Source organism: Cellvibrio sp. ATLC23, assembly GCF_057196725.1.
Genome location: NZ_JBXUOS010000002.1, coordinates 588,157 through 609,555 on the forward strand (window position 1 = coordinate 588,157; position 21,399 = coordinate 609,555).

Annotated in this window: 16 protein-coding genes, 5 tRNA genes and 1 rRNA gene; all 22 read right to left on the bottom strand. The window is 47.8% G+C overall.

Translation table 11 applies throughout. The features are described from left to right. Positions 1-32: 32 nt before the first annotated feature. On the bottom strand, positions 33-2,153 hold the full coding sequence (gene fusA / locus AC2CG4_RS05520) for an elongation factor G (RefSeq protein ID WP_484485297.1): 2,121 nt from the start codon (positions 2,151-2,153) through the stop codon (positions 33-35). A 91-nt stretch (positions 2,154-2,244) separates the two neighbouring features. Further along, complete coding sequence (gene rpsG, locus AC2CG4_RS05525; RefSeq protein WP_062058878.1) at positions 2,245-2,715, bottom strand: 30S ribosomal protein S7; 471 nt, start codon at positions 2,713-2,715, stop codon at positions 2,245-2,247. Positions 2,716-2,851: 136 nt separating this feature from the next. After that, positions 2,852-3,223 carry a 30S ribosomal protein S12 gene (rpsL, locus tag AC2CG4_RS05530; RefSeq protein WP_062058902.1) on the bottom strand — a complete coding sequence of 124 codons (372 nt, stop codon included), beginning with the start codon at positions 3,221-3,223 and terminating at the stop codon, positions 2,852-2,854. Between the two features lie 258 nt (positions 3,224-3,481). Continuing rightward, on the bottom strand, positions 3,482-7,711 hold the full coding sequence (gene rpoC / locus AC2CG4_RS05535) for a DNA-directed RNA polymerase subunit beta' (protein ID WP_062058904.1): 4,230 nt from the start codon (positions 7,709-7,711) through the stop codon (positions 3,482-3,484). A gap of 128 nt (positions 7,712-7,839) precedes the next feature. Then, positions 7,840-11,925 (bottom strand): DNA-directed RNA polymerase subunit beta, encoded by a 4,086-nt coding sequence (rpoB, locus tag AC2CG4_RS05540; RefSeq protein ID WP_484485298.1) that lies wholly within the window; start codon positions 11,923-11,925, stop codon positions 7,840-7,842. A 254-nt stretch (positions 11,926-12,179) separates the two neighbouring features. Next, positions 12,180-12,548 (bottom strand): 50S ribosomal protein L7/L12, encoded by a 369-nt coding sequence (rplL, locus tag AC2CG4_RS05545; protein ID WP_062058884.1) that lies wholly within the window; start codon positions 12,546-12,548, stop codon positions 12,180-12,182. A 64-nt stretch (positions 12,549-12,612) separates the two neighbouring features. Beyond that, positions 12,613-13,107, bottom strand: a complete 495-nt coding sequence (rplJ, locus tag AC2CG4_RS05550; RefSeq protein ID WP_133684965.1) for a 50S ribosomal protein L10 — start codon at positions 13,105-13,107, stop codon at positions 12,613-12,615. Positions 13,108-13,392: 285 nt separating this feature from the next. After that, the gene (gene rplA / locus AC2CG4_RS05555; protein ID WP_062058890.1) at positions 13,393-14,088 is read right to left on the bottom strand and encodes a 50S ribosomal protein L1; all 696 of its coding nucleotides are present in this window, start codon (positions 14,086-14,088) and stop codon (positions 13,393-13,395) included. Between the two features lies 1 nt (position 14,089). Continuing rightward, a complete protein-coding gene (rplK, locus tag AC2CG4_RS05560; protein ID WP_062058893.1) occupies positions 14,090-14,521 on the bottom strand; it encodes a 50S ribosomal protein L11 in 432 nt (143 codons plus the stop codon). Positions 14,522-14,664: 143 nt separating this feature from the next. Next, the gene (gene nusG / locus AC2CG4_RS05565) at positions 14,665-15,198 is read right to left on the bottom strand and encodes a transcription termination/antitermination protein NusG (protein ID WP_062058896.1); all 534 of its coding nucleotides are present in this window, start codon (positions 15,196-15,198) and stop codon (positions 14,665-14,667) included. A 6-nt stretch (positions 15,199-15,204) separates the two neighbouring features. Beyond that, on the bottom strand, positions 15,205-15,573 hold the full coding sequence (secE, locus tag AC2CG4_RS05570; protein WP_062058899.1) for a preprotein translocase subunit SecE: 369 nt from the start codon (positions 15,571-15,573) through the stop codon (positions 15,205-15,207). A gap of 25 nt (positions 15,574-15,598) precedes the next feature. Then, positions 15,599-15,674, bottom strand: a tRNA-Trp gene (locus AC2CG4_RS05575). Positions 15,675-15,727: 53 nt separating this feature from the next. Beyond that, entirely contained in the window at positions 15,728-16,951 is a 1,224-nt protein-coding gene (gene tuf, locus AC2CG4_RS05580; RefSeq protein ID WP_484485296.1) for an elongation factor Tu, read from the bottom strand. A 75-nt stretch (positions 16,952-17,026) separates the two neighbouring features. Continuing rightward, positions 17,027-17,102, bottom strand: a tRNA-Thr gene (locus tag AC2CG4_RS05585). Between the two features lie 17 nt (positions 17,103-17,119). Then, positions 17,120-17,193, bottom strand: a tRNA-Gly gene (locus AC2CG4_RS05590). A 48-nt stretch (positions 17,194-17,241) separates the two neighbouring features. Then, positions 17,242-17,325, bottom strand: a tRNA-Tyr gene (locus tag AC2CG4_RS05595). Between the two features lie 93 nt (positions 17,326-17,418). Continuing rightward, a tRNA-Thr gene (locus AC2CG4_RS05600) sits at positions 17,419-17,494 on the bottom strand. A 45-nt stretch (positions 17,495-17,539) separates the two neighbouring features. Further along, entirely contained in the window at positions 17,540-18,256 is a 717-nt protein-coding gene (locus tag AC2CG4_RS05605; RefSeq protein ID WP_484485299.1) for an SPOR domain-containing protein, read from the bottom strand. 12 nt (positions 18,257-18,268) lie between these two features. Then, the gene (locus AC2CG4_RS05610) at positions 18,269-19,015 is read right to left on the bottom strand and encodes a type III pantothenate kinase (RefSeq protein WP_484485300.1); all 747 of its coding nucleotides are present in this window, start codon (positions 19,013-19,015) and stop codon (positions 18,269-18,271) included. Further along, the gene (birA, locus tag AC2CG4_RS05615; protein WP_484485301.1) at positions 19,005-20,006 is read right to left on the bottom strand and encodes a bifunctional biotin--[acetyl-CoA-carboxylase] ligase/biotin operon repressor BirA; all 1,002 of its coding nucleotides are present in this window, start codon (positions 20,004-20,006) and stop codon (positions 19,005-19,007) included. The genes AC2CG4_RS05610 and birA overlap by 11 nt, the downstream gene beginning before the upstream one ends. After that, positions 19,999-21,102: an alanine racemase gene (gene alr, locus AC2CG4_RS05620; RefSeq protein ID WP_484485302.1), complete on the bottom strand. Its 1,104-nt coding sequence runs from the start codon at positions 21,100-21,102 to the stop codon at positions 19,999-20,001. Before alr ends, birA begins: the two co-directional genes overlap by 8 nt. Before the next feature lie 193 nt (positions 21,103-21,295). Beyond that, positions 21,296-21,399 (bottom strand): 5S ribosomal RNA (gene rrf / locus AC2CG4_RS05625); the annotation flags it as partial.

Sequence of the window (21,399 nt, forward strand, 5' to 3'; positions counted from 1 at the left end):
CAATTCCTCTATATAAAGATGAAATATCGAAACTATTCTTCGTCTCTTTGCATTCCGCCTTTTGCAATCACTTCTTCAGCAACATTGCGCGAGGCCTCTTGGTACTTCAAAAATTCCATGGTGTAGGTTGCACGACCCTGAGTTGCTGAACGCAAAGCAGTCGCATAACCAAACATTTCCGACAACGGAACCTCAGCGTCGATCACCTTTCCCATCGGACCCTCATCCATACCCAGAATCAAGCCGCGACGACGATTTAAGTCACCAACCACATCGCCCATGTTTGCTTCCGGAGTGACCACCTCAACCTTCATGATCGGCTCAAGCAATACCGCACCACCTTTTTGAGCCAACTTCTTGGTCGCCATAGATGCAGCAATCTTAAACGCCATTTCCGACGAATCCACATCATGGTAAGAGCCATCAAACACAACAGCCTTTAACCCAAGCAATGGATAGCCCGCCAGAACTCCGTTTTGCATTTGTTCAGCAATGCCTTTTTGAATTGCAGGAATGAATTCCTTAGGAACCACACCACCCACAACCTCATTTACAAACTCTAAACCTTCAGCGCCCTCATCCGCACCGGGAGAGAAGCGTATCCAGCAGTGACCAAATTGACCACGGCCGCCCGACTGACGCACGAATTTGCCTTCGATCTCACAGGTATTGCGAATAGCCTCACGGTAGGCCACCTGCGGCTTACCGATATTAGCCTCGACACCAAATTCGCGCCGCATACGATCAACAATGATATCGAGATGCAACTCGCCCATACCACCAATAATGGTTTGGCCGGTTTCTTCATCGGTACGAACCCGGAAAGAAGGATCCTCCTGAGCCAATTTGCTCAGCGCAACACCCATCTTTTCCTGATCAACCTTGGTTTTAGGCTCAACCGCTACATGGATTACCGGCTCCGGAAAGTCCATACGCTCTAGAATAATGACACTATCCAGAGCACACAGCGTATCGCCGGTAGTGCAATCTTTAAAGCCGATACCCGCAGCAATATCACCCGCTAAAACTTCTTTAATTTCCTGACGCTGATTCGCATGCATTTGCACCATACGACCAACACGCTCTTTTTTCCCCTTCACCGAGTTCAATACGGTATCGCCAGATTCCAGCGTGCCGGAATAAACACGGAAAAAAGTTAACGTGCCAACAAATGGATCGGTAGCAATTTTAAATGCCAATGCAGAGAACGGCTCATCATCACTCGCTTTACGCGTAGCAACGGTCTCACCATCCTCTAACACACCCTCAATCGCCTTAACTTCGGTGGGCGCCGGCAGATAATCGATTACAGCATCCAGCATTGCCTGGACACCCTTATTCTTAAACGCCGAACCACCAATTACCGGAACTATTTCATTGGCCAATGTGCGCGCACGAATCCCAGACTTGATTTCTTCTTCAGTCAGCGCTTCGCCGCCCAAATACTTTTCCATCAACTCTTCACTGGACTCAGCCGCCGACTCAATCAGGAATTCACGCATTTTTTCGCAAGTCGCAAGCAGATCCGCAGGAATCGACTCGTACTTAAAGGTCATACCCTGGTCTTCTTCGTTCCAGATAATGGCGCGCATCTTAACCAGATCAACAACACCCTTGAATTCATCTTCAGCGCCGATAGTCATCTGCAGCGGAACAGCATTTGCGCCCAATCGGGTTCTCAGCTGTTCAACAACACGCATATAGCTAGCGCCGGTACGATCCATTTTGTTAACAAATACGATACGAGGAACTTCGTACTTATTCGCTTGGCGCCATACGGTTTCGGTTTGCGGCTGCACACCCGAAGATCCGCACAGAACAACAACCGCACCATCGAGCACACGCAAAGAGCGCTCTACTTCGATTGTGAAATCAACATGTCCAGGAGTATCAATTACATTGATGCGATGCTCATCAAACTGGCCACCCATGCCCTTCCAGAATGTCGTAACAGCAGCAGAAGTAATGGTGATACCACGCTCCTGCTCCTGCACCATCCAGTCGGTCGTTGCAGCACCATCATGCACCTCACCAATCTTGTGAGACAATCCGGTATAAAACAACACACGTTCGGTCGTCGTCGTCTTACCCGCATCTACGTGTGCGCAGATGCCGATATTGCGATAGCGTGCGATAGGTGTTTTACGTGCCACAGAGGTATTCCCCGATTACAGATTCGCTACTAAAGAAAGGGCAGCGATTGCTGCCCTTAATCTCACATAGGCGTTTTGGAGCAAACTTCCATTAGAAACGGAAGTGCGAGAACGCCTTGTTCGCTTCAGCCATGCGGTGAACGTCTTCACGCTTCTTAACCGCAGCGCCTTTGCCTTGTGCAGCATCCATCAGCTCACCAGCCAAACGCGCAGGCATTGATTTCTCACCACGCTTACGCGAGTAATCCACCAACCAGCGCATTGCCAGCGCAGTACGACGCGATGCACGTACTTCGACAGGAACTTGATAGGTTGCACCACCCACACGGCGAGATTTAACCTCAACCAGCGGAGCGATGTTCTCGAGAGCCTCAGTAAATACTTCCAAAGGATCACGATTCAATTTGGTTTTAACGATATCCATAGCACCATAAATAATGCGCTCTGCTACCGACTTCTTACCACTAATCATTACGTGGTTCATAAACTTTGCCAGAGTCACGTTACCGAATTTTGGATCCGGCAGCGTGTCGCGTTTGGCGACGACTCGTCTTCTTGGCATTTTAATAGCCTCTCTTCAGGAAATTTCCAAGACAACATTTGGAACCCAATTGCTACAAACTTGCTTGGCCTTACTCGGTTGTACACCGAAAACATTAAACGCAAAGCATAAGCGGCGGATAAATCCGCCAACCCTATTACTTAGGACGTTTAGCACCGTATTTGGAACGACCTTGTCTACGCTTGGCAACACCAGAAGTATCCAGTGAACCGCGTACAGTATGGTAACGAACACCTGGCAAGTCTTTAACACGACCGCCACGGATCAGCACCACGCTGTGCTCCTGCAAGTTATGGCCTTCACCGCCGATATAAGAAGACACTTCAAAACCATTGGTCAAACGAACACGGCATACTTTACGCAATGCTGAGTTTGGCTTTTTAGGTGTAGTCGTATAAACGCGAGTGCAAACACCGCGTCTTTGCGGATTGCCTTGCAGAGCTGGAACGTCGCTCTTGTCTACGATGGGTTTTCTCGGCTTACGAATCAATTGATTGATCGTTGGCATGAAAACAAACTCCACAGATAATACGCCTTCACTATTGAAGGCAGGTTTAAGAAAGCGGTCTACTGAAAAAATAGCCCTGCTTCCCACTTCGGAAAAAGTGGGTGGCGCATTGTAAAGATGCACCCCACCACCGTCAAGGTAAAGCCCGCCTATTTAATGGACAATTGTCCGATAAAAAAGCAAGGCTGGGATCGCCAGCCTTGCTTCGGGTTTACCGCGAGAGCGTTTGCTCTCATCACCTCGGCAATTAATCAAGCATTAGCCAATGCTTGATTTCAGCGCCTCAGTTAATGCTGCTTCAACATCTTCTGGGCTAACACCCGCATCATTGCTGTTGCTGAGGTTAGCTTCGCGACGACGCTTGCGATCCGAGTGATATGCCAAACCGGTACCGGCTGGAATCAAACGACCCACCACTACGTTTTCTTTCAAGCCGCGCAGAGCATCTTTCTTGCCGGTTACTGCCGCTTCGGTCAATACGCGAGTAGTTTCCTGGAACGATGCTGCGGAAATGAACGATTCGGTAGCCAAAGACGCCTTGGTAATACCTAGCAACTGGCGCTCATAGTTCGCAGGCTGACGCGCTTCTGCACGCAACTTTTCGTTTTCTTCGAGTACGTGGTTGTACTCAACTTGTTCGCCTTTAACGAAAGTAGAGTCACCCATAGTGCTGATCTCAACCTTACGCAGCATTTGACGAACGATAGTTTCGATGTGCTTATCGTTAATCTTCACGCCTTGTAGACGGTAAACGTCTTGGATTTCATTGGTAATGTAACGCGCCAACGCCTCAACACCCTGCAAGCGCAAAATGTCATGCGGGTTGCTTGGACCGTCTGATACAACCTCACCCTTGGCAACCATCTCACCTTCAAACACGGTCAGTTGACGATGCTTGGGGATCAACACTTCGTAATGCGTTGAACCGTCTGGCAACAATTGGCCATCGACAGGAGTAATAATCAAACGACGCTTGCCCTTGGTCTCTTTACCGAAGCTCACAGTGCCGGAGATTTCCGCCAAAATGGACGGCTCTTTTGGACGGCGAGCTTCAAACAAGTCGGCAACACGCGGCAGACCACCGGTGATGTCACGAGTCTTGGAACCTTCTTGTGGGATACGCGCAATAATGTCGCCCACGTTGATAATGTCGTGATTGTTGATGCTCAAAATCGCTTTTGGCGGCAACATGTAGTGCGCTGGCACATTGGTGTTCGCAAGGAACAGCTCTTTGCCTTTTGCATCTACCAAGGTTACTGCAGGGCGCAGATCTTTACCGGCTGACGGACGCTCTGCTGGATCAAGTACTTCGATAGAACTCAAACCAGTCAATTCATCGGTCTGGCGACGGATAGAAAGACCATCTTCCATGCCAGAGAATGCAACAGTACCCGCCACTTCCGATACAATCGGGTGAGTATGCGGATCCCATTTAGCAATAATCTGACCGCCTTTAACAGCTTCACCATCTTTAACAGTGATCAATGCACCATAAGGAATCTTGTAACGCTCACGCTCACGACCGCTGCTGTCAGCAATCGCCAATTCACCGGAACGAGACACCGCTACCAAGTTGCCCGCTGGGTTGCTTACAACCTTCACGTTCAACAAGCGAACAGTACCTTCTTGTTTAACTTGTACGCTATCTGCTGCAGACGCTCGCGATGCCGCACCACCAATGTGGAAGGTACGCATGGTCAGCTGGGTTCCTGGCTCACCGATTGATTGAGCCGCAATAACACCAACCGCTTCACCTACGTTTACACGGTGACCACGTGCAAGGTCACGGCCGTAACACATAGAGCAGATACCGCTGCGCGCTTCACAGGTAATTGGTGAGCGCACCAATACTTCGTCGATACCCATGGCTTCAACGCGCTCTACCCATGCTTCGTCAATCATGGTGCCAGCAGGAACCAAGATTTCATCAGTGCCGGGACGAATTACGTCGCGAGCGATAATACGACCAAGGATACGATCACCCAATGATTCGATGACATCGCCGCCTTCAATAACTGGCGACATGGTCAAACCTTCGTCGGTACCACAATCGATTGCAGTAACCACCAAATCTTGCGCAACATCAACCAAGCGACGAGTCAAGTAACCAGAGTTCGCGGTTTTCAACGCGGTATCCGCCAAACCTTTACGCGCACCGTGGGTAGAAATAAAGTACTGAAGTACGTTCAAGCCTTCACGGAAGTTAGCCTTAATTGGCGTTTCAATGATCGAGCCGTCTGGACGAGCCATCAAACCACGCATACCGGCCAACTGACGAATCTGTGCTGGCGAGCCCCGCGCACCTGAGTCAGCGTACATAAATACGGAGTTAAATGAGGGTTGCAATTCTTCAACGCCATCGCGATTGATAACGGCTTCCTTGGAAATACCTTCCATCATCGATTTGGCAACCAAATCGTTAGCGCGCGACCAAATATCGATAACCTTGTTGTATTTCTCGCCCTGAGTTACCAGACCTGAAGCGTATTGGGTTTCGATTTCTTTTACTTCCGCATCAGCGCGGCCGATGATCTCTGCTTTTGCTGCAGGGATTGTAAAGTCGTTAACACCAATCGATGAGCCCGACTTGGTAGAGAAGTCATAACCCATGTACATCAAACGGTCAGCGAAAATTACGGTCGCCTTCAAACCTACAACACGGTAGCAGTAGTTGATAGCGGCAGAAATCGCCTTCTTAACCATTGGGCGGTTAATCATTTCCAGCGGCATGCCGGGTGGGCAGATTTCCCACAGCAATACACGGCCAACAGTAGTACTTACCAATTTAACAGTAGTGGTTTTTTCGCCTTCTTCGCCAATCAGCGTTTCACTCAAACGCACTTTAATGCGCGCCTGCAAATCAACTTGTTTGGAATAGTAGGCACGGGATACTTCCGCAGTATCCGCAAACACCATGTTCTCGCCTTTCGCGTTTACACGGTCACGGGTCATCCAATACAGACCCAATACCACGTCTTGCGACGGAACGATAATTGGTTCACCTGACGCTGGTGACAGGATGTTGTTGGTAGACATCATCAATGCACGCGCTTCCAGCTGAGCTTCGATCGTCAGCGGAACGTGAACTGCCATCTGGTCGCCGTCGAAGTCCGCGTTGTACGCAGAACACACAAGCGGGTGCAACTGGATTGCTTTACCTTCAATCAGCACAGGCTCAAACGCCTGAATACCGAGACGGTGAAGCGTTGGTGCGCGGTTCAATAGCACCGGATGTTCGCGGATTACTTCGTCCAGGATATCCCAAACGACAGCCTCTTCGCGCTCAACCATTTTCTTGGCGGCTTTAATAGTAGTCGCCAAACCACGCAATTCGAGCTTGCTAAAAATAAACGGCTTGAACAGCTCCAACGCCATTTTCTTCGGCAAACCACACTGATGCAGACGCAGGGTTGGACCTACCACGATTACCGAACGACCGGAGTAGTCAACACGCTTACCGAGCAGGTTTTGACGGAAACGACCTTGTTTACCTTTGATCATGTCAGCCAAAGATTTCAGCGGACGCTTGTTAGAACCGGTGATCGCACGACCGCGACGACCGTTATCCAACAGCGCATCTACTGCTTCTTGCAGCATACGCTTTTCGTTACGCACGATGATGTCTGGCGCATTCAAGTCCAACAGACGCTTCAAACGGTTATTACGATTGATTACGCGACGATACAAATCGTTCAAGTCAGACGTTGCAAAACGACCACCATCCAATGGCACCAATGGACGCAAATCTGGCGGCAATACCGGCAGAACTTCCATTACCATCCACTCCGGCTTGTTGCCAGAGAAGAAGAAAGCCTCTAACAGCTTTAAGCGCTTGGAGTACTTTTTGATTTTGGTTTCGCTGGTGGTATTTGGAATTTCTTCACGCAGACGTTGAATTTCAGATTCCAAATCGATAGCGCGCATCAAGGTCTGAATGGCTTCAGCACCCATTTGGGCTTCGAATTCGTCGCCGAACTCTTCCATTGCTTCAAAGTACTGCTCGTCAGAGAGCAATTGACCGCGCTCAAGCGTAGTCATACCAGGTTCGGTAACCACATAGGATTCAAAATAGAGTACCCGCTCGATATCACGCAGAGTCATATCCAACAGCAAACCGATACGGCTCGGCAGCGATTTCAGGAACCAAATGTGTGCAACTGGACTCGCCAGTTCGATATGACCCATGCGCTCACGACGCACTTTGGCCAAAGTCACTTCTACACCGCACTTCTCACAGATAATGCCGCGGTGCTTCATGCGCTTGTACTTACCGCACAAGCATTCGTAATCTTTTACTGGACCAAAAATCTTGGCGCAGAACAAACCTTCACGCTCAGGCTTGAAGGTACGGTAGTTGATAGTCTCTGGCTTTTTCACTTCGCCAAACGACCACGAACGAATCATTTCAGGTGATGCCAAGCTAATACGAATAGAGTCGAATTCTTCGACTTGTCCCTGGGACTTGAGTAAATTCAGTAAGTCTTTCAAGGCGCTTTCTCCTGTTGGCTCCGGTGGAGCTTTCATTAAACTTCGAGGCAAATTCTTTGGTGTTACTGGTTCCGGATTGCAGCCAGTAACGGCCTGTTTAGGCCGCTACTGACGCGCAAGCATGAGCATTAATCGTCTTGCTCAAGCTCGATATTGATACCCAGAGAGCGGATTTCCTTAACGAGTACGTTGAAAGACTCCGGCATGCCGGGCTCCATACGGTGATCGCCATCAACGATGTTTTTATACATCTTGGTACGACCCGCAACGTCATCCGACTTAACAGTAAGCATTTCTTGCAATGTATACGCTGCACCGTATGCTTCCAGCGCCCACACTTCCATCTCACCGAAACGCTGACCACCGAACTGCGCTTTACCACCCAAAGGCTGCTGGGTAACCAAGCTATAAGAACCGGTTGAACGGGCATGCATCTTGTCATCGACCAAGTGGTTCAACTTCAGCATGTACATGTAACCCACAGTCACCGGACGAGTGAACTGGTCACCGGTACGGCCATCATAGAGAATCGATTGACCTGTATCAGACAAACCTGCCAAACGCAGCAAGGCTTTGATTTCATGCTCTTTGGCACCATCAAATACTGGCGTTGCCATAGGCACACCATCAACCAAGTTCTTGGCCAGATCCAGAATGTCTTTATCACTGAATGAAACCAGATCTTCTTTGGCTGCCACATCACCGGTTTTGTTGTAGATCTCTTCAAGGAAAGCGCGGATATCGGCAATTGCTTTTTGCTCTTGCAGCAATTTGTTGATCTTAACGCCCAGACCTTTAGCCGCCATGCCCAAGTGCATTTCCAACACCTGACCCACGTTCATACGCGAAGGTACGCCGAGCGGGTTAAGAACTATATCAACGGTCTCGCCATTCTCGTCGTAAGGCATGTCTTCAATCGGCATAATTACCGAGATAACACCCTTGTTACCGTGACGACCAGCCATCTTGTCACCGGGCTGGATACGACGCTTGATAGCGAGGTAAACCTTAACGATTTTCAACACGCCTGGCGCCAGATCATCGCCAGTAGACAGCTTGCGTTTTTTGTCTTCAAAGCGCTCGTCGAGAATCTTGCGACGCTCAGCCAGCTGCTCTTCAGCGCGGTCGATCTGCTCATTCAGTGCGTCTTCATTCATACGCAGCTTGAACCACTGATCTTTCTCCAAACCGTCGAGGATTTCGTGAGTCATGGCTTCGCCTTTCTTCACGTTTTTACCTGAGGCAACGATTTGACCAACCAAAGCAGAACGCAGACGCTCAAAGGTAGCCGTTTCAACAATACGGTATTCTTCGTTCAAATCTTTACGCACTTCATCAAGCTGCGCTTTTTCAATTTCCAAGCTGCGCTGATCTTTTTCCAGACCATCACGAGTGAACACCTGTACGTCGATTACTGTACCCTTGGTGCTTGAAGGCACACGCAAAGAAGTATCCTTAACGTCCGAAGCCTTTTCACCGAAGATTGCACGTAACAGCTTCTCTTCTGGTGTCAATTGGGTTTCACCTTTTGGTGTTACCTTACCAACCAGAATATCGCCGCCGCCCACTTCCGCACCGATATACACAATACCGGATTCGTCGAGTTTGCTCAGCGCACTCTCACCTACGTTGGGAATATCCGCAGTGATTTCTTCGCTGCCCAACTTGGTATCACGTGCAATACAGGTTAATTCCTGAATATGGATCGTAGTGAAACGGTCCTCTTGCACAACACGCTCTGAAACCAGAATCGAGTCTTCGAAGTTGTAACCATTCCACGGCATAAACGCGATACGCATGTTTTGGCCAAGCGCCAATTCACCCATATCAACAGAAGGGCCATCGGCCAAAATGTCACCACGGGAAACAGAGTCACCCATGCTTACAATTGGACGCTGATTAATACAGGTATTTTGGTTGGAACGGGTGTATTTGATCAGGTTGTAGATATCCACACCTGCATCGCCCGCTTCAACTTCATCGTGATGCACCTTTACTACGATACGGCCAGCATCAACGCTATCGATAATACCGCCGCGCTTCGCAACGACACACACACCTGAGTCGGACGCAACATTACGCTCCATACCGGTACCCACCAGCGGCTTTTGCGAGCGCAGTGTTGGTACAGCTTGGCGCTGCATGTTTGAACCCATCAATGCACGGTTAGCGTCATCGTGCTCAAGGAATGGAATCAAGGATGCCGCAACAGAAACTACCTGACGCGCCGATACGTCCATATATTGAACGTCAGCAGGTGCTTTCAGGGTAAATTCATTTAAGTGACGAACTGATACCAATTCTTCAGTCAAGCTACCGGCGTCATCCAAAGTTGCCGATGCCTGTGCAATTACATAATCAGATTCATTGATCGCGGAGAGGAAATCAATTTCATTGGTTACCTTGCCATTCACCACTTTACGATACGGACTCTCAAGGAAGCCGTAATTGTTAGTGCGGGCATAGGTAGCCAAAGAGTTGATCAAACCAATGTTTGGACCTTCCGGCGTTTCAATTGGACACACACGACCGTAGTGAGTCGGATGTACGTCACGCACTTCAAAACCTGCACGCTCACGAGTCAAGCCACCTGGGCCAAGTGCAGAGACGCGACGCTTATGCGTGATCTCTGACAGCGGGTTGTTTTGATCCATAAACTGCGAGAGCTGTGATGAGCCAAAAAACTCTTTCACTGCAGCAGCTACAGGTTTTGCGTTAATCAAATCTTGCGGCATCAAGCCTTCGCTTTCCGCCATTGAAAGGCGCTCTTTCACCGCACGCTCAACACGCACCAAACCAACGCGGAATTGGTTTTCTGCCATCTCACCTACGGAACGCACACGACGGTTACCCAAGTGATCGATATCATCCACAACGCCCTTACCGTTACGGATAGCAATCAGCGTCTTCATCACATCGACGATATCGTCATTAGACAAAGTACCTTCACCGGTTTCAGCTTCGCGGCCAAGACGACGGTTAAATTTCATACGACCCACTGCGGAAAGATCGTAGCGCTCTTGCGAGAAGAACAGGTTTTGGAACAATGCTTCAGCAGATTCTTTGGTTGGCGGCTCGCCAGGACGCATCATGCGATAAATTTCAACGAGCGACTCTAATGCCGTGCGAGTTGGATCAACACGCAGAGTTTCAGAAATAAAGGCGCCGCAATCCAATTCGTTGGTATACAGCGTTTCAACATCCGTAGCGCCCGCAGCAACTAATTTGGCAAGCACATCAGCAGTAATTTCTGTATTACATTCAAATAACAACTCACCAGTGCGAGTGTCGATAATATCTTTTGCTAATGAGCGACCTAACAAATATTCAGATGGAACATCCATCTGATTAACACCGGCCTTTTCCAATTGACGAATATGACGCGCAGTAATACGGCGCCCTTCTTCAACAATGATATTGCCTTTGTCATCTTTAATATCAAAAGTAGCAACGTCACCGCGCAAACGCGATGGAACTACTTCGTAGCTGAATTGACCATCTTTGCCCAAAATAAAAGTACTGGTTTCAAAAAACATTGCCAGCATTTCTTGTGAGCTAAAACCAAGGGCGCGCAACAAAATAGTGGCGGGCAACTTACGGCGACGGTCAATACGAACGTAGAGCAGGTCTTTAGGATCAAATTCAAAATCCAACCATGAGCCACGGTAAGGAATAATACGTGCGGAATAAAGCAGCTTGCCCGATGAATGGGTCTTGCCTTTGTCGTGATCGAAGAACACGCCAGGAGAACGATGCAACTGGGAAACGATTACACGTTCGGTACCATTAATTACAAAAGTACCGTTATCGGTCATGAGCGGGATTTCACCCATGTACACTTCTTGTTCTTTAATGTCTTTGATCGCTTTATTGGAAGACTCGCGATCATAAATAATCAAGCGTACTTTCACGCGTAGAGGGACGGCATAGGTAACGCCGCGCAGAATACATTCGTTTACATCAAACGCCGCTTTTCCGAGGTTATAGCTCACATATTCGAGCGCAGCATTACCTGAGTAACTAACGATTGGAAAAACGGAACGGAATGCAGCATGTAGCCCCATATCATCACGCTTACTGGGCGCAGTATCTGCTTGAGTAAACTTTCTGTAGGAATCTAACTGAATCGCCAAAAGATAAGGTACATCCATTACGTGCGGCAGTTTGCCAAAATCCTTGCGGATACGTTTTTTCTCAGTATATGAGTAAGCCATCTGTATTCCCCAGCTTGTTCGCGGATCGGGCTTGATCGCAGCCATGAAAACGCATGTGCGTTTCTTTGTAAAAACTTAAAACTCGACAAACTTACGATTACTTTTCGGTAATCAATGGCGCACCTGGTGCTTGCCATTTTCAGTACCACTACAGCTATAACCCAAGACTCTTCTGAAAACAGAAAAAGGCTGGCAAGCAAATGCTCACCAGCCTAGTGTCCAAACTGTAAATGGACCGCAACACAGGCGTAGAATTATTTAACTTCTACAACTGCGCCAGCTTCTTCCAACTTAGCTTTTGCTGCATCAGCATCAGCTTTGGAAACTGCTTCTTTGATTGCTTTAGGTGCCGCTTCAACCAAATCTTTAGCTTCTTTCAAGCCAAGACCAGTCAATTCACGAACAGCCTTAATTACGTTAACTTTCTTGTCACCAACAGATGAAAGAATAACGTCAAATTCAGTTTGCTCTTCTGCAGCAGCAGCTGGACCAGCAGCAACAGCAACAGTAGCAGCAGCAGCGCTAACACCGAACTTCTCTTCCATTGCAGAGATCAACTCAACAACGTCTTTTACAGACATTTCTGCGATGGCATTGATGATATCGTCTTTAGTCAGAGACATGTCTCAATTCCTAATTAATGGAGCATTTTGCTCGTTAAATCTAAAGTAAGCCGTAATCAAATGATTAAGCAGCTTGCTGTTCTTTTTGATCGCGAACGGCCGCAATAGTGCGAACCAGTTTGCCAGCTGAAGCTTCTTTCATCACGCTCATGAGACGAGAAATAGCTTCGTCGTAAGTTGGCAAAGTAGCCAACATTGCGATATTCACTAACTCACCTTCAAAGGCAGCAGCTTTCAACTCAAACTTGTCATTCTCTTTAGCAAAATCCTGAAGGATGCGAGCACCAGCACCAGGATGAACAGTTGAGAATGCAATGAGAGTTGGACCTACGAATTTGTCTGCGAGACACTCGTATGCTGTACCTTGCACAGCGCGACGGGCCAATGTGTTACGGACGACTTTTACCCAGACGCCAGCTTCACGGGCCTGCTTGCGCAGAGCGGTCATTTTGCCAACGGTTACGCCGCGAGAATCGGCGATAACTGCAGACAAAGCGCTCTTTGCAGCGTCTTGGACTTCAGCAACAATCGCTTTTTTGCCTTCAAGACCTAATGCCACGGGATTACTCCTGCATTGATAAACTTTTTCTGTTCGTTAAAACACAAATAAATTTATCGTTAACTACCAGCCTCGATAAACTATCAAGACCATTATTCGGTGAAGTCATTCGTCAAATTGTTGCAACAGAATATCTGTATTATCAATTAACTGAATAGGGTCTCACCATCTGCGTAGGCGACTTGCATTAAGTCTTGTTATCTACTTACGTAAACCACTTCGACACCTACGGTCTTTGACGGCCCGCTTCAAAAGCGGACCCCAAAGTTCTTTTACGTCAGCGAATCAAATCGCAAGTGACGCTTGATCGATTACCAAACCAGGACCCATGGTAGAACTCAATGAAATCTTCTTGATGTAAATACCTTTAGATGTTGCTGGCTTAGCTTTTTTCAGATCGCCAATTAATGCTTCCAAGTTTTCTTTGATAGCAACGGCGTCAAAAGAGATCTTGCCTAAACCGCCATGAATAATACCGCCCTTCTCAGCGCGATAACGAATCTGGCCAGCTTTAGCATTTTTAACAGCGGTAACCACATCAGGAGTTACAGTACCAGTTTTGGGGTTTGGCATTAGACCGCGAGGACCAAGCACTTGCCCCAATTGACCCACAACACGCATTGCATCAGGGCTGGCAATAACCACATCAAAATCCATCTTGCCTGCTTTAATTTCTGCAGCCAATTCATCCATACCAACGAACTCAGCACCAGCAGCTTTCGCCGCTTCGGCATTTGCACCTTGAGTGAATACAGCAACGCGCACTGACTTACCATTACCGTGTGGCAGGGTAGTAGCGCCGCGAACTGATTGATCAGACTTACGAGGATCGATACCGAGGTTTACAGACACATCAACTGTCTCAGCAAACTTCACATTAGAAAGATCTTTCAACAGTGCTACAGCCTCTTCGATAGAGTACTGCTTAGTTGAATCAACCTTCTCATTAATTGCACGTTGACGCTTAGTAATTTTAGCCATCTTATACGCCCTCCACTTCCAGACCCATTGAACGTGCAGAACCAGCAATAGTACGCACAGCTGCTTCCATATTGGATGCGGTCAGGTCTGCCATTTTGGTAGTTGCAATGGTTTCCAACTGAGCACGAGTTACCTTACCGACCTTGTTGGTGTTAGGACGACCGCTACCACTGGTAATGCCTGCAGCCTTCTTCAGCAAGAAAGATGCTGGTGGAGTCTTCATTACAAATGTAAAGCTACGGTCACTATAAACACTGATAATCACAGGTACAGGTGAACCAACTTCCATGCCTTGTGTTTGCGCATTGAAAGCTTTACAGAATTCCATGATATTAACACCGTGCTGACCCAATGCTGGACCAACCGGAGGACTTGGATTTGCCTTGCCAGCTGCAACCTGCAGCTTAACGTAAGCGGTTACTTTTTTTGCCATGATATTGCTCCCCTATGGGTGTTAGCGCCTCAACCAAATCTTTGGCAAGATTTGACGTCTTAGGCTCCCCGCCCTGGCTTTGACCAAGGACACGAAAACCCCTCTTCGCAAGGCGAAGAAGGGCATTTAAAAATCTTTAACGTTTAAGTTTTTTCGACCTGACTAAATTCCAACTCAACTGGAGTGGAACGACCAAAAATCAATACCGCCACTCGCAATCGATTTTTATCGTAATTAACCTCTTCAACAACACCGTTGAAGTCGTTAAATGGCCCGTCAATAACACGAACCATTTCACCTGGCTCAAAAATTGTTTTTGGCTTGGGCTTCTCAATTGAGTCATCCACACGACGCAAAATTGCATCTGCTTCTTTTTCGGTTATAGGAGCAGGTTGGTCAGCCTTGCCACCAATAAAGCCCATCACTCTTGGCGTATCTTTGACCAGATGCCATGTGTCATCATTCAATTCCATTTGTACCAATACATAACCTGGAAAAAACTTGCGCTCACTCTTACGCTTTTGCCCGCCACGCATCTCAATTACTTCTTCAGTGGGAACCAAAATGTCGCCAAAGCTTTCTTCCATTCCATACAAAGAAACACGATCACGCAACGAAGCAGCCACTTTCTTTTCATAGCCAGAATAGGCATGTACTACGTACCAGCGCTTAGCCATATTTATCTACCCTATGATATTGGAAGCAATAAAACCAAATAGCGTATCTAGCAACCATAGAATGATGGCCATCACAAAAACTACCGCCAACACAATGAGCGTTGTTTGGTTAGTTTCTTGACGGCTAGGCCAAACAACTTTACGCAACTCAACAAGTGAGCCGCGGATAACATCAGCTATTGCAACACCTTTAGCTGTTTGCAGTGCAACAAATATCGCCACAGCAGTTAACACCAGCAGCGCTAAAGCACGATACAAAATTGATTCAGCAGAAAAGTGAGAGTTTCCGACAACACCTGCAGCAACTATAGCCACAACCAAAAGCCACTTAATAGCATCCAGTCGGTAAACTTTTTCTTCAGTATTAGCAGTCATTATCGCAACAAACCCACATAAAATTTGGCAGGCCAGGAGGGACTCGAACCCCCAACACCCGGTTTTGGAGACCGGTGCTCTACCAATTGAACTACTGGCCTAACATCGCTAAAGCAAATGCGAGCAGACAAGAAATCGTCTGCTCGCATATTTATTACTGAATGATTTTGGCAACAACACCAGCACCAACAGTACGACCACCTTCACGGATAGCAAAACGCAAACCGTCTTCCATCGCGATTGGGTGAATCAAAGTAACAACCATCTTAATGTTGTCACCTGGCATTACCATCTCTACGCCTTCTGGCAATTCAACAGCACCAGTTACGTCAGTAGTGCGGAAGTAGAACTGTGGACGATAACCTTTGAAGAATGGAGTATGACGACCACCTTCTTCTTTAGACAGTACGTACACTTCAGATTCAAACTTAGTGTGCGGAGTAACTGAGTTTGGCTTACACAATACTTGACCACGCTCAACGTCATCACGCTTGGTACCACGAAGCAGAACACCTACGTTCTCACCAGCACGACCTTCGTCGAGCAACTTGCGGAACATTTCAACACCAGTACAGGTAGTTTTAACGGTGTCTTTCAGACCAACGATCGCAATCTCTTCGCCAACTTTAACGATACCACGCTCTACACGGCCAGTTACTACAGTACCGCGACCAGAAATAGAGAACACGTCTTCTACCGGCATCAAGAATGGCTGATCGATAGCACGTACAGGCTCTGGAATGTAACTATCCAGAGATTCAACCAACTTACGTACAGCGGTAGTGCCCAATTCGTTATCGTCTTGACCGTTAAGCGCCATCAACGCAGAACCAGCGATAATCGGAGTGTCATCACCTGGGAAGTCATAGGTAGACAGCAGCTCACGCAGCTCCATTTCTACCAATTCCAACATTTCGTTGTATTCTTCGGTACCCACACCACCACAGTCTTCTGCCAACAAGTCAGCCTTGTTCAGGAATACTACGATGAAAGGAACACCTACTTGACGAGACAACAGGATGTGTTCACGAGTTTGCGGCATTGGACCATCGGTCGCGCCACACACCAGAATTGCGCCGTCCATTTGCGCAGCACCGGTGATCATGTTTTTCACATAGTCGGCGTGGCCTGGGCAGTCAACGTGCGCATAGTGACGCACAGGTGAATCATATTCTACGTGTGAGGTATTAATGGTAATACCACGCGCCTTCTCTTCTGGTGCCTTATCGATACCATCAAATGCTACCGCTTCACCACCCCAAGTCTCCGAGCACACGCGAGTCAAGGCTGCAGTCAATGTGGTTTTACCATGGTCAACGTGACCAATGGTGCCCACGTTGACGTGGGGCTTGTTACGTTCAAACTTTTCCTTCGCCATTGCGAGCGCCTCCTCAGACGTAAATACAATCACACAGATAAAAAAGCTGCGAGAGACCACCCCTCGCAGCAGATATGGAGCTCATAAGCAGATTCGAACTGCTGACCTCACCCTTACCAAGGGTGTGCTCTACCAACTGAGCTATATGAGCCAAAACATCATAAAGTTTGGAGCGGGTAGCGGGAATCGAACCCGCGCCATCAGCTTGGAAGGCTGAGGTTCTACCATTGAACCATACCCGCTTAAATCAGATATTGGCTATTAGCTCACAGGCATTCGCCTATATAAAATGGTGCAGGGGGATGGATTCGAACCATCGAAGCTTACGCGTCAGATTTACAGTCTGATCCCTTTGGCCGCTCGGGAACCCCTGCCGAAAACCGCCGGCATTTTCCGGCCCACGTTGCTGACTGTCAATCTATTTTTTTAACAAATTCACAGAGTTACAACACAACAACAATCAAAGTTGGAGCTGGCGAGAGGAATCGAACCCCCGACCGGCTGATTACAAGTCAGCTGCTCTACCTACTGAGCTACGCCAGCTTTTTGACCACTGCTGTTTGTGGAGGCAGAATTCTAGTGAAACATTTACTGGGAAGCAACACCTAAACAGAAATTTTGTCGCTTTTCTAAGTTAGATTCTTGCGTTAACAATCCTGACCACACCATTTCGTCTATTTTTTCAGCAAAACCAGCATCAATTACAACCCATGTTTCTTGAATCATTTTGGGCAGCATCTTTATGTGGACTTCATATCCCTGCTGCTTAATTTCCGTAGAGCGCACCTCCGCCTCGCCATAATCCGCAAACCTCCCGAAGGAAATGCCGTTGGTCAACTCTCCCTTGGTAATAACATAGCTCTCAATATTTTTTTTCTGCAGCTCGTAAAGGCGACGCAACGCTTCTTTTTCAGAAACCTCCGGCTTTAAAAACACCCAATATATTTCCCCCTCCTTAATTTCGATAGGGACAATATGTGCGGGAGCTCCTAAGGCAACCAAGCGTTCTGCTGCATATTCTGCTTGGAGCAATTGCCCATAAGGACCGATCATAGTGCAAAGCTCAGCGCCCGACGACGAATCACCACCAGTAACCGACACCCCAATCGCCTCCTTCTCCGTTACCCTTGCTCGCGCACCCATGGGAGCCGCAACCTCAGTCAAAAGCTGCAACCCTTCCCCAGTAGAACCCCTTGGTGCCCCCACTTGAATACCGGCCACTACTTCTTTTTCGACCATAAAAAAATAGTGATACCCAAAAAATGCAACATTACCCACAATCAACAATATAAAAATTGCCCGCATTCGTCACTCCAACTATTGGGTCAAATCCAAGACTCCAGCCAAGCCATCTAACACAAGATCAGGAACCAGCCGGGCCTGCGGATACAAGGGTAGTAATTTACTAGCGTCGCCACCTGTAAATATAAGCTCACATTTACTCTCCTGATTGATATTGCTTAGCTGCTGCACCCCATTATCAATCAGGCCTTTCAACATAGCAGCGCACGCCGAATAAACAGCATCGGATGTCGAAATTGCTGGTGATAAGCCTAGCATGGAAGGCGTAGAATCTAATTTTATCTGGCGCGCACCACGCTCAAGAGAATTAAGCATCAGACTCAAACCGGGCGCTATAAATCCTCCTTGATGCACACCATCCGAAGCAATCAAATCGACAGTCACAGCAGTACCGCAGGACACCACTAGGCATGCACCGCCTATCGCACGATAAGCAGCTACAATTCCCAACCAACGATCCACACCCAGCATCTGCGGCTGACGATAGCCATTGCGCACAGCACCACATGCAATACTGCTGCGCGCGAACATTGGCTGAAGCCCAAAATGCTCAACACTCCAATTTGCAATCCTCTGCTCCAAGATCTCTCCAACCACACTGGCCACACATGCTGTGTTTATCACACTGCGATAGGGGTTTATTTCATCGAGCAATAAATCTAGCGGCTCCTCTAGAGCCAAAGCTCCACGAGCCAACACCGTAGACTGGCTTCGAACCCGCCATTTCAACCTAGTATTGCCCATGTCGATTTCAAGAATCATCAGCACGCCTCAGAGATATCTCGCCCCCATGAAACAGCTCCCTACCCCGCTCAGTATCCAACATCAGCGCTCCCGCTTGACTGACGCCAACACACACACCCGAGCAAATAAGATTGCCATTACTCAGTTCAACCACCTGTCCGGCATGCATATTATATGATTGCCATTCCGCACAATAAGCTGCAAACCCCTTACGCTCATAGTCACCAAGCACTTCTACCAATTCATCAACCAATGCAGCCACCAACTGATTGCGTGACACCAGCGGAAGCTCTTGCTGTGCCAGAATACTATGTAAATCTATCCAGGGCTGTGCAATCTCCTTCCCCTCACTAATACCCATGCTGACATTGATTCCCACACCTACAACTACCTGACAATAACCAGCAGGATCACCCGTTATTTCAATTAACACCCCCGCAAGCTTTCTATCTTCATAGAGCACATCGTTGGGCCATTTCAATTTCAACCCGACAATACCATAACCCTGCAAAACACGTACGATCACCAATCCAACTGCCAAGCTGAGCCCTTCAAGAACCGCGACCCCTCCCTCAAAACCCCACCCAACAGAGCAATAAATATTTTGCGCGAATGGGCTAACCCAATTGCGCCCACGACGCCCGCGCCCGGAACTTTGCGCTTCAGCCAGACACACTTGCTGAGCGGGATTTGCATGACGCATGAGAAAAGCATTTGTTGAGTCAATCTCAAAAAACAGATGGAAATTAAGCGGTAGGGCTGTGTGTAAAAAAGCATTTATTTTTTTAATGTCAAATAAGTCCAACCCTCCCTTTATGCAGTAACCTCGCCCTTTAATTGAAACCAGCTTAATCCCCAGCACTTCCAGTTTTTGCAAATGCTTCCAAACAGCAGCTCGGCTAACACCTAATAAGACCCCAAGCTCCTCTCCTGAATGAAATTGACCATCGGAAAGCAGATCAAGAATCTGCCGCTGTGGCGTCACGTCAGAACCAATCATCTCAGTCATTATGAAGCCCTCTCAGGTAGGATCGAGGAAAGCGTGGCCCCAGACTAGTGAGCACCTCATATCCCAAGGAGCTATTTTTTTTACTCAGATAATCTAACGATAGAGAAGAATTGATAACCTCAATTTCTTGCTCAAGCAAGGATTCGACTCGCACGTCAAGACCTGACACATCAAAAATTGTGGAGTCCATTGACATACGACCAATTGCTTTCACTAACTGACCACTTAAGTAACCTGCAGGCTGAGCCCCTAAAGTACGATGCAAGCCATCAGCATAGCCTCCCGAAACAACAGCAACACGAGCCCCCGCTGATAGAGCCGCAGTGCTGCTATAACCAATTACGGCAGCGGCATCAAGCTCACGCACCTGCGTTATCGGTAACGATAAGCGCACCACTGGCTCCATAGGATTATCGATATGCGGGGTAGGGTTAATCCCATAGAGCGCAGCACCTGGACGCAATAAATCAAACTGCCATTTATCCCCCAAAAAAACACCGGAAGAATTTGCGAGGCTAAATCGAAGACCTGGCAGCAAGGGTCGGATCAAATTAACGCAATTTATGAAACGATTAAGTTGCTGCTGATTAAGAGGGTGTTCGTGAGCATCAGCGCAGGCAAGATGGCTCATCAATAAAACAGGGTTGATTACGCGCAATAAATCCATATCGGCACATAGCAACTCGAACTCGTATATATCAAGCCCAAAACGGGTCATCCCCGTATTCACTTTAATCGCCGAAATCGCACTGGTTCCGAGCCTGATATTGGCCTTCGCCCAAGCAGCTACTGACGAAGATGAGCAAAGAACAGGAATTAGGTTAGAGTCAATGCATAGAAGTTCATCACCCGAGTGAATGCCACCCAATACATAAATAACTGCATCTGCAGGCAGAAAGGATCGGGCAGCAAGCGCCTCATCTAGAGAAGCCAAAAAAAACTCGCGGCACCCAACAGCATAAAGAGCATTACCAACCTTGCTTGCACCCAAGCCATAGGCATTAGCTTTAATAACACCCGCTACAGCAGCATTAGCGCCAATAGCTTTTAATTTGAGCCAATTAGACTGTATGGCAGCAAGATCAATAGTCAGCACAGCACTAAATCCAGTGAATTAATGGCGAAAAAGGGAGCCATATAAGCAGAGCAGCACCACAAAATCCATCTTTTTAGTCGCCGAAATAAAGAGCTAAAAATAAACCCAACTTAAAAGCAATAAATTTTCGAAAAGCGAAAATCAAAAAAAAACGCCCTGCAGATAATTCTACAGGGCGTTTTTAGTATTAGAAGCTTGACGATGACCTACTCTCACATGGGGAGACCCCACACTACCATCGGCGCTAAGTCGTTTCACTTCTGAGTTCGGTATGGGATCAGGTGGTTCCAACTTGCT

What these genes read in the sequence shown, in the direction of transcription:
- rpsG (WP_062058878.1), bottom strand. Translation starts at nt 2,715, where the DNA reads ATGCCAAGAAGACGAGTCGTCGCCAAACGCGACACGCTGCCGGATCCA.
- rpsL (WP_062058902.1), bottom strand. Translation starts at nt 3,223, where the DNA reads ATGCCAACGATCAATCAATTGATTCGTAAGCCGAGAAAACCCATCGTA.
- rpoB (WP_484485298.1), bottom strand. Translation starts at nt 11,925, where the DNA reads ATGGCTTACTCATATACTGAGAAAAAACGTATCCGCAAGGATTTTGGC.
- rplL (WP_062058884.1), bottom strand. Translation starts at nt 12,548, where the DNA reads ATGTCTCTGACTAAAGACGATATCATCAATGCCATCGCAGAAATGTCT.
- rplA (WP_062058890.1), bottom strand. Translation starts at nt 14,088, where the DNA reads ATGGCTAAAATTACTAAGCGTCAACGTGCAATTAATGAGAAGGTTGAT.
- rplK (WP_062058893.1), bottom strand. Translation starts at nt 14,521, where the DNA reads ATGGCAAAAAAAGTAACCGCTTACGTTAAGCTGCAGGTTGCAGCTGGC.
- nusG (WP_062058896.1), bottom strand. Translation starts at nt 15,198, where the DNA reads ATGGCTAAGCGCTGGTACGTAGTACATGCCTATTCTGGCTATGAAAAG.
- secE (WP_062058899.1), bottom strand. Translation starts at nt 15,573, where the DNA reads ATGACTGCTAATACTGAAGAAAAAGTTTACCGACTGGATGCTATTAAG.
- tuf (WP_484485296.1), bottom strand. Translation starts at nt 16,951, where the DNA reads ATGGCGAAGGAAAAGTTTGAACGTAACAAGCCCCACGTCAACGTGGGC.
- AC2CG4_RS05605 (WP_484485299.1), bottom strand. Translation starts at nt 18,256, where the DNA reads ATGCGGGCAATTTTTATATTGTTGATTGTGGGTAATGTTGCATTTTTT.
- AC2CG4_RS05610 (WP_484485300.1), bottom strand. Translation starts at nt 19,015, where the DNA reads ATGATTCTTGAAATCGACATGGGCAATACTAGGTTGAAATGGCGGGTT.
- birA (WP_484485301.1), bottom strand. Translation starts at nt 20,006, where the DNA reads ATGACTGAGATGATTGGTTCTGACGTGACGCCACAGCGGCAGATTCTT.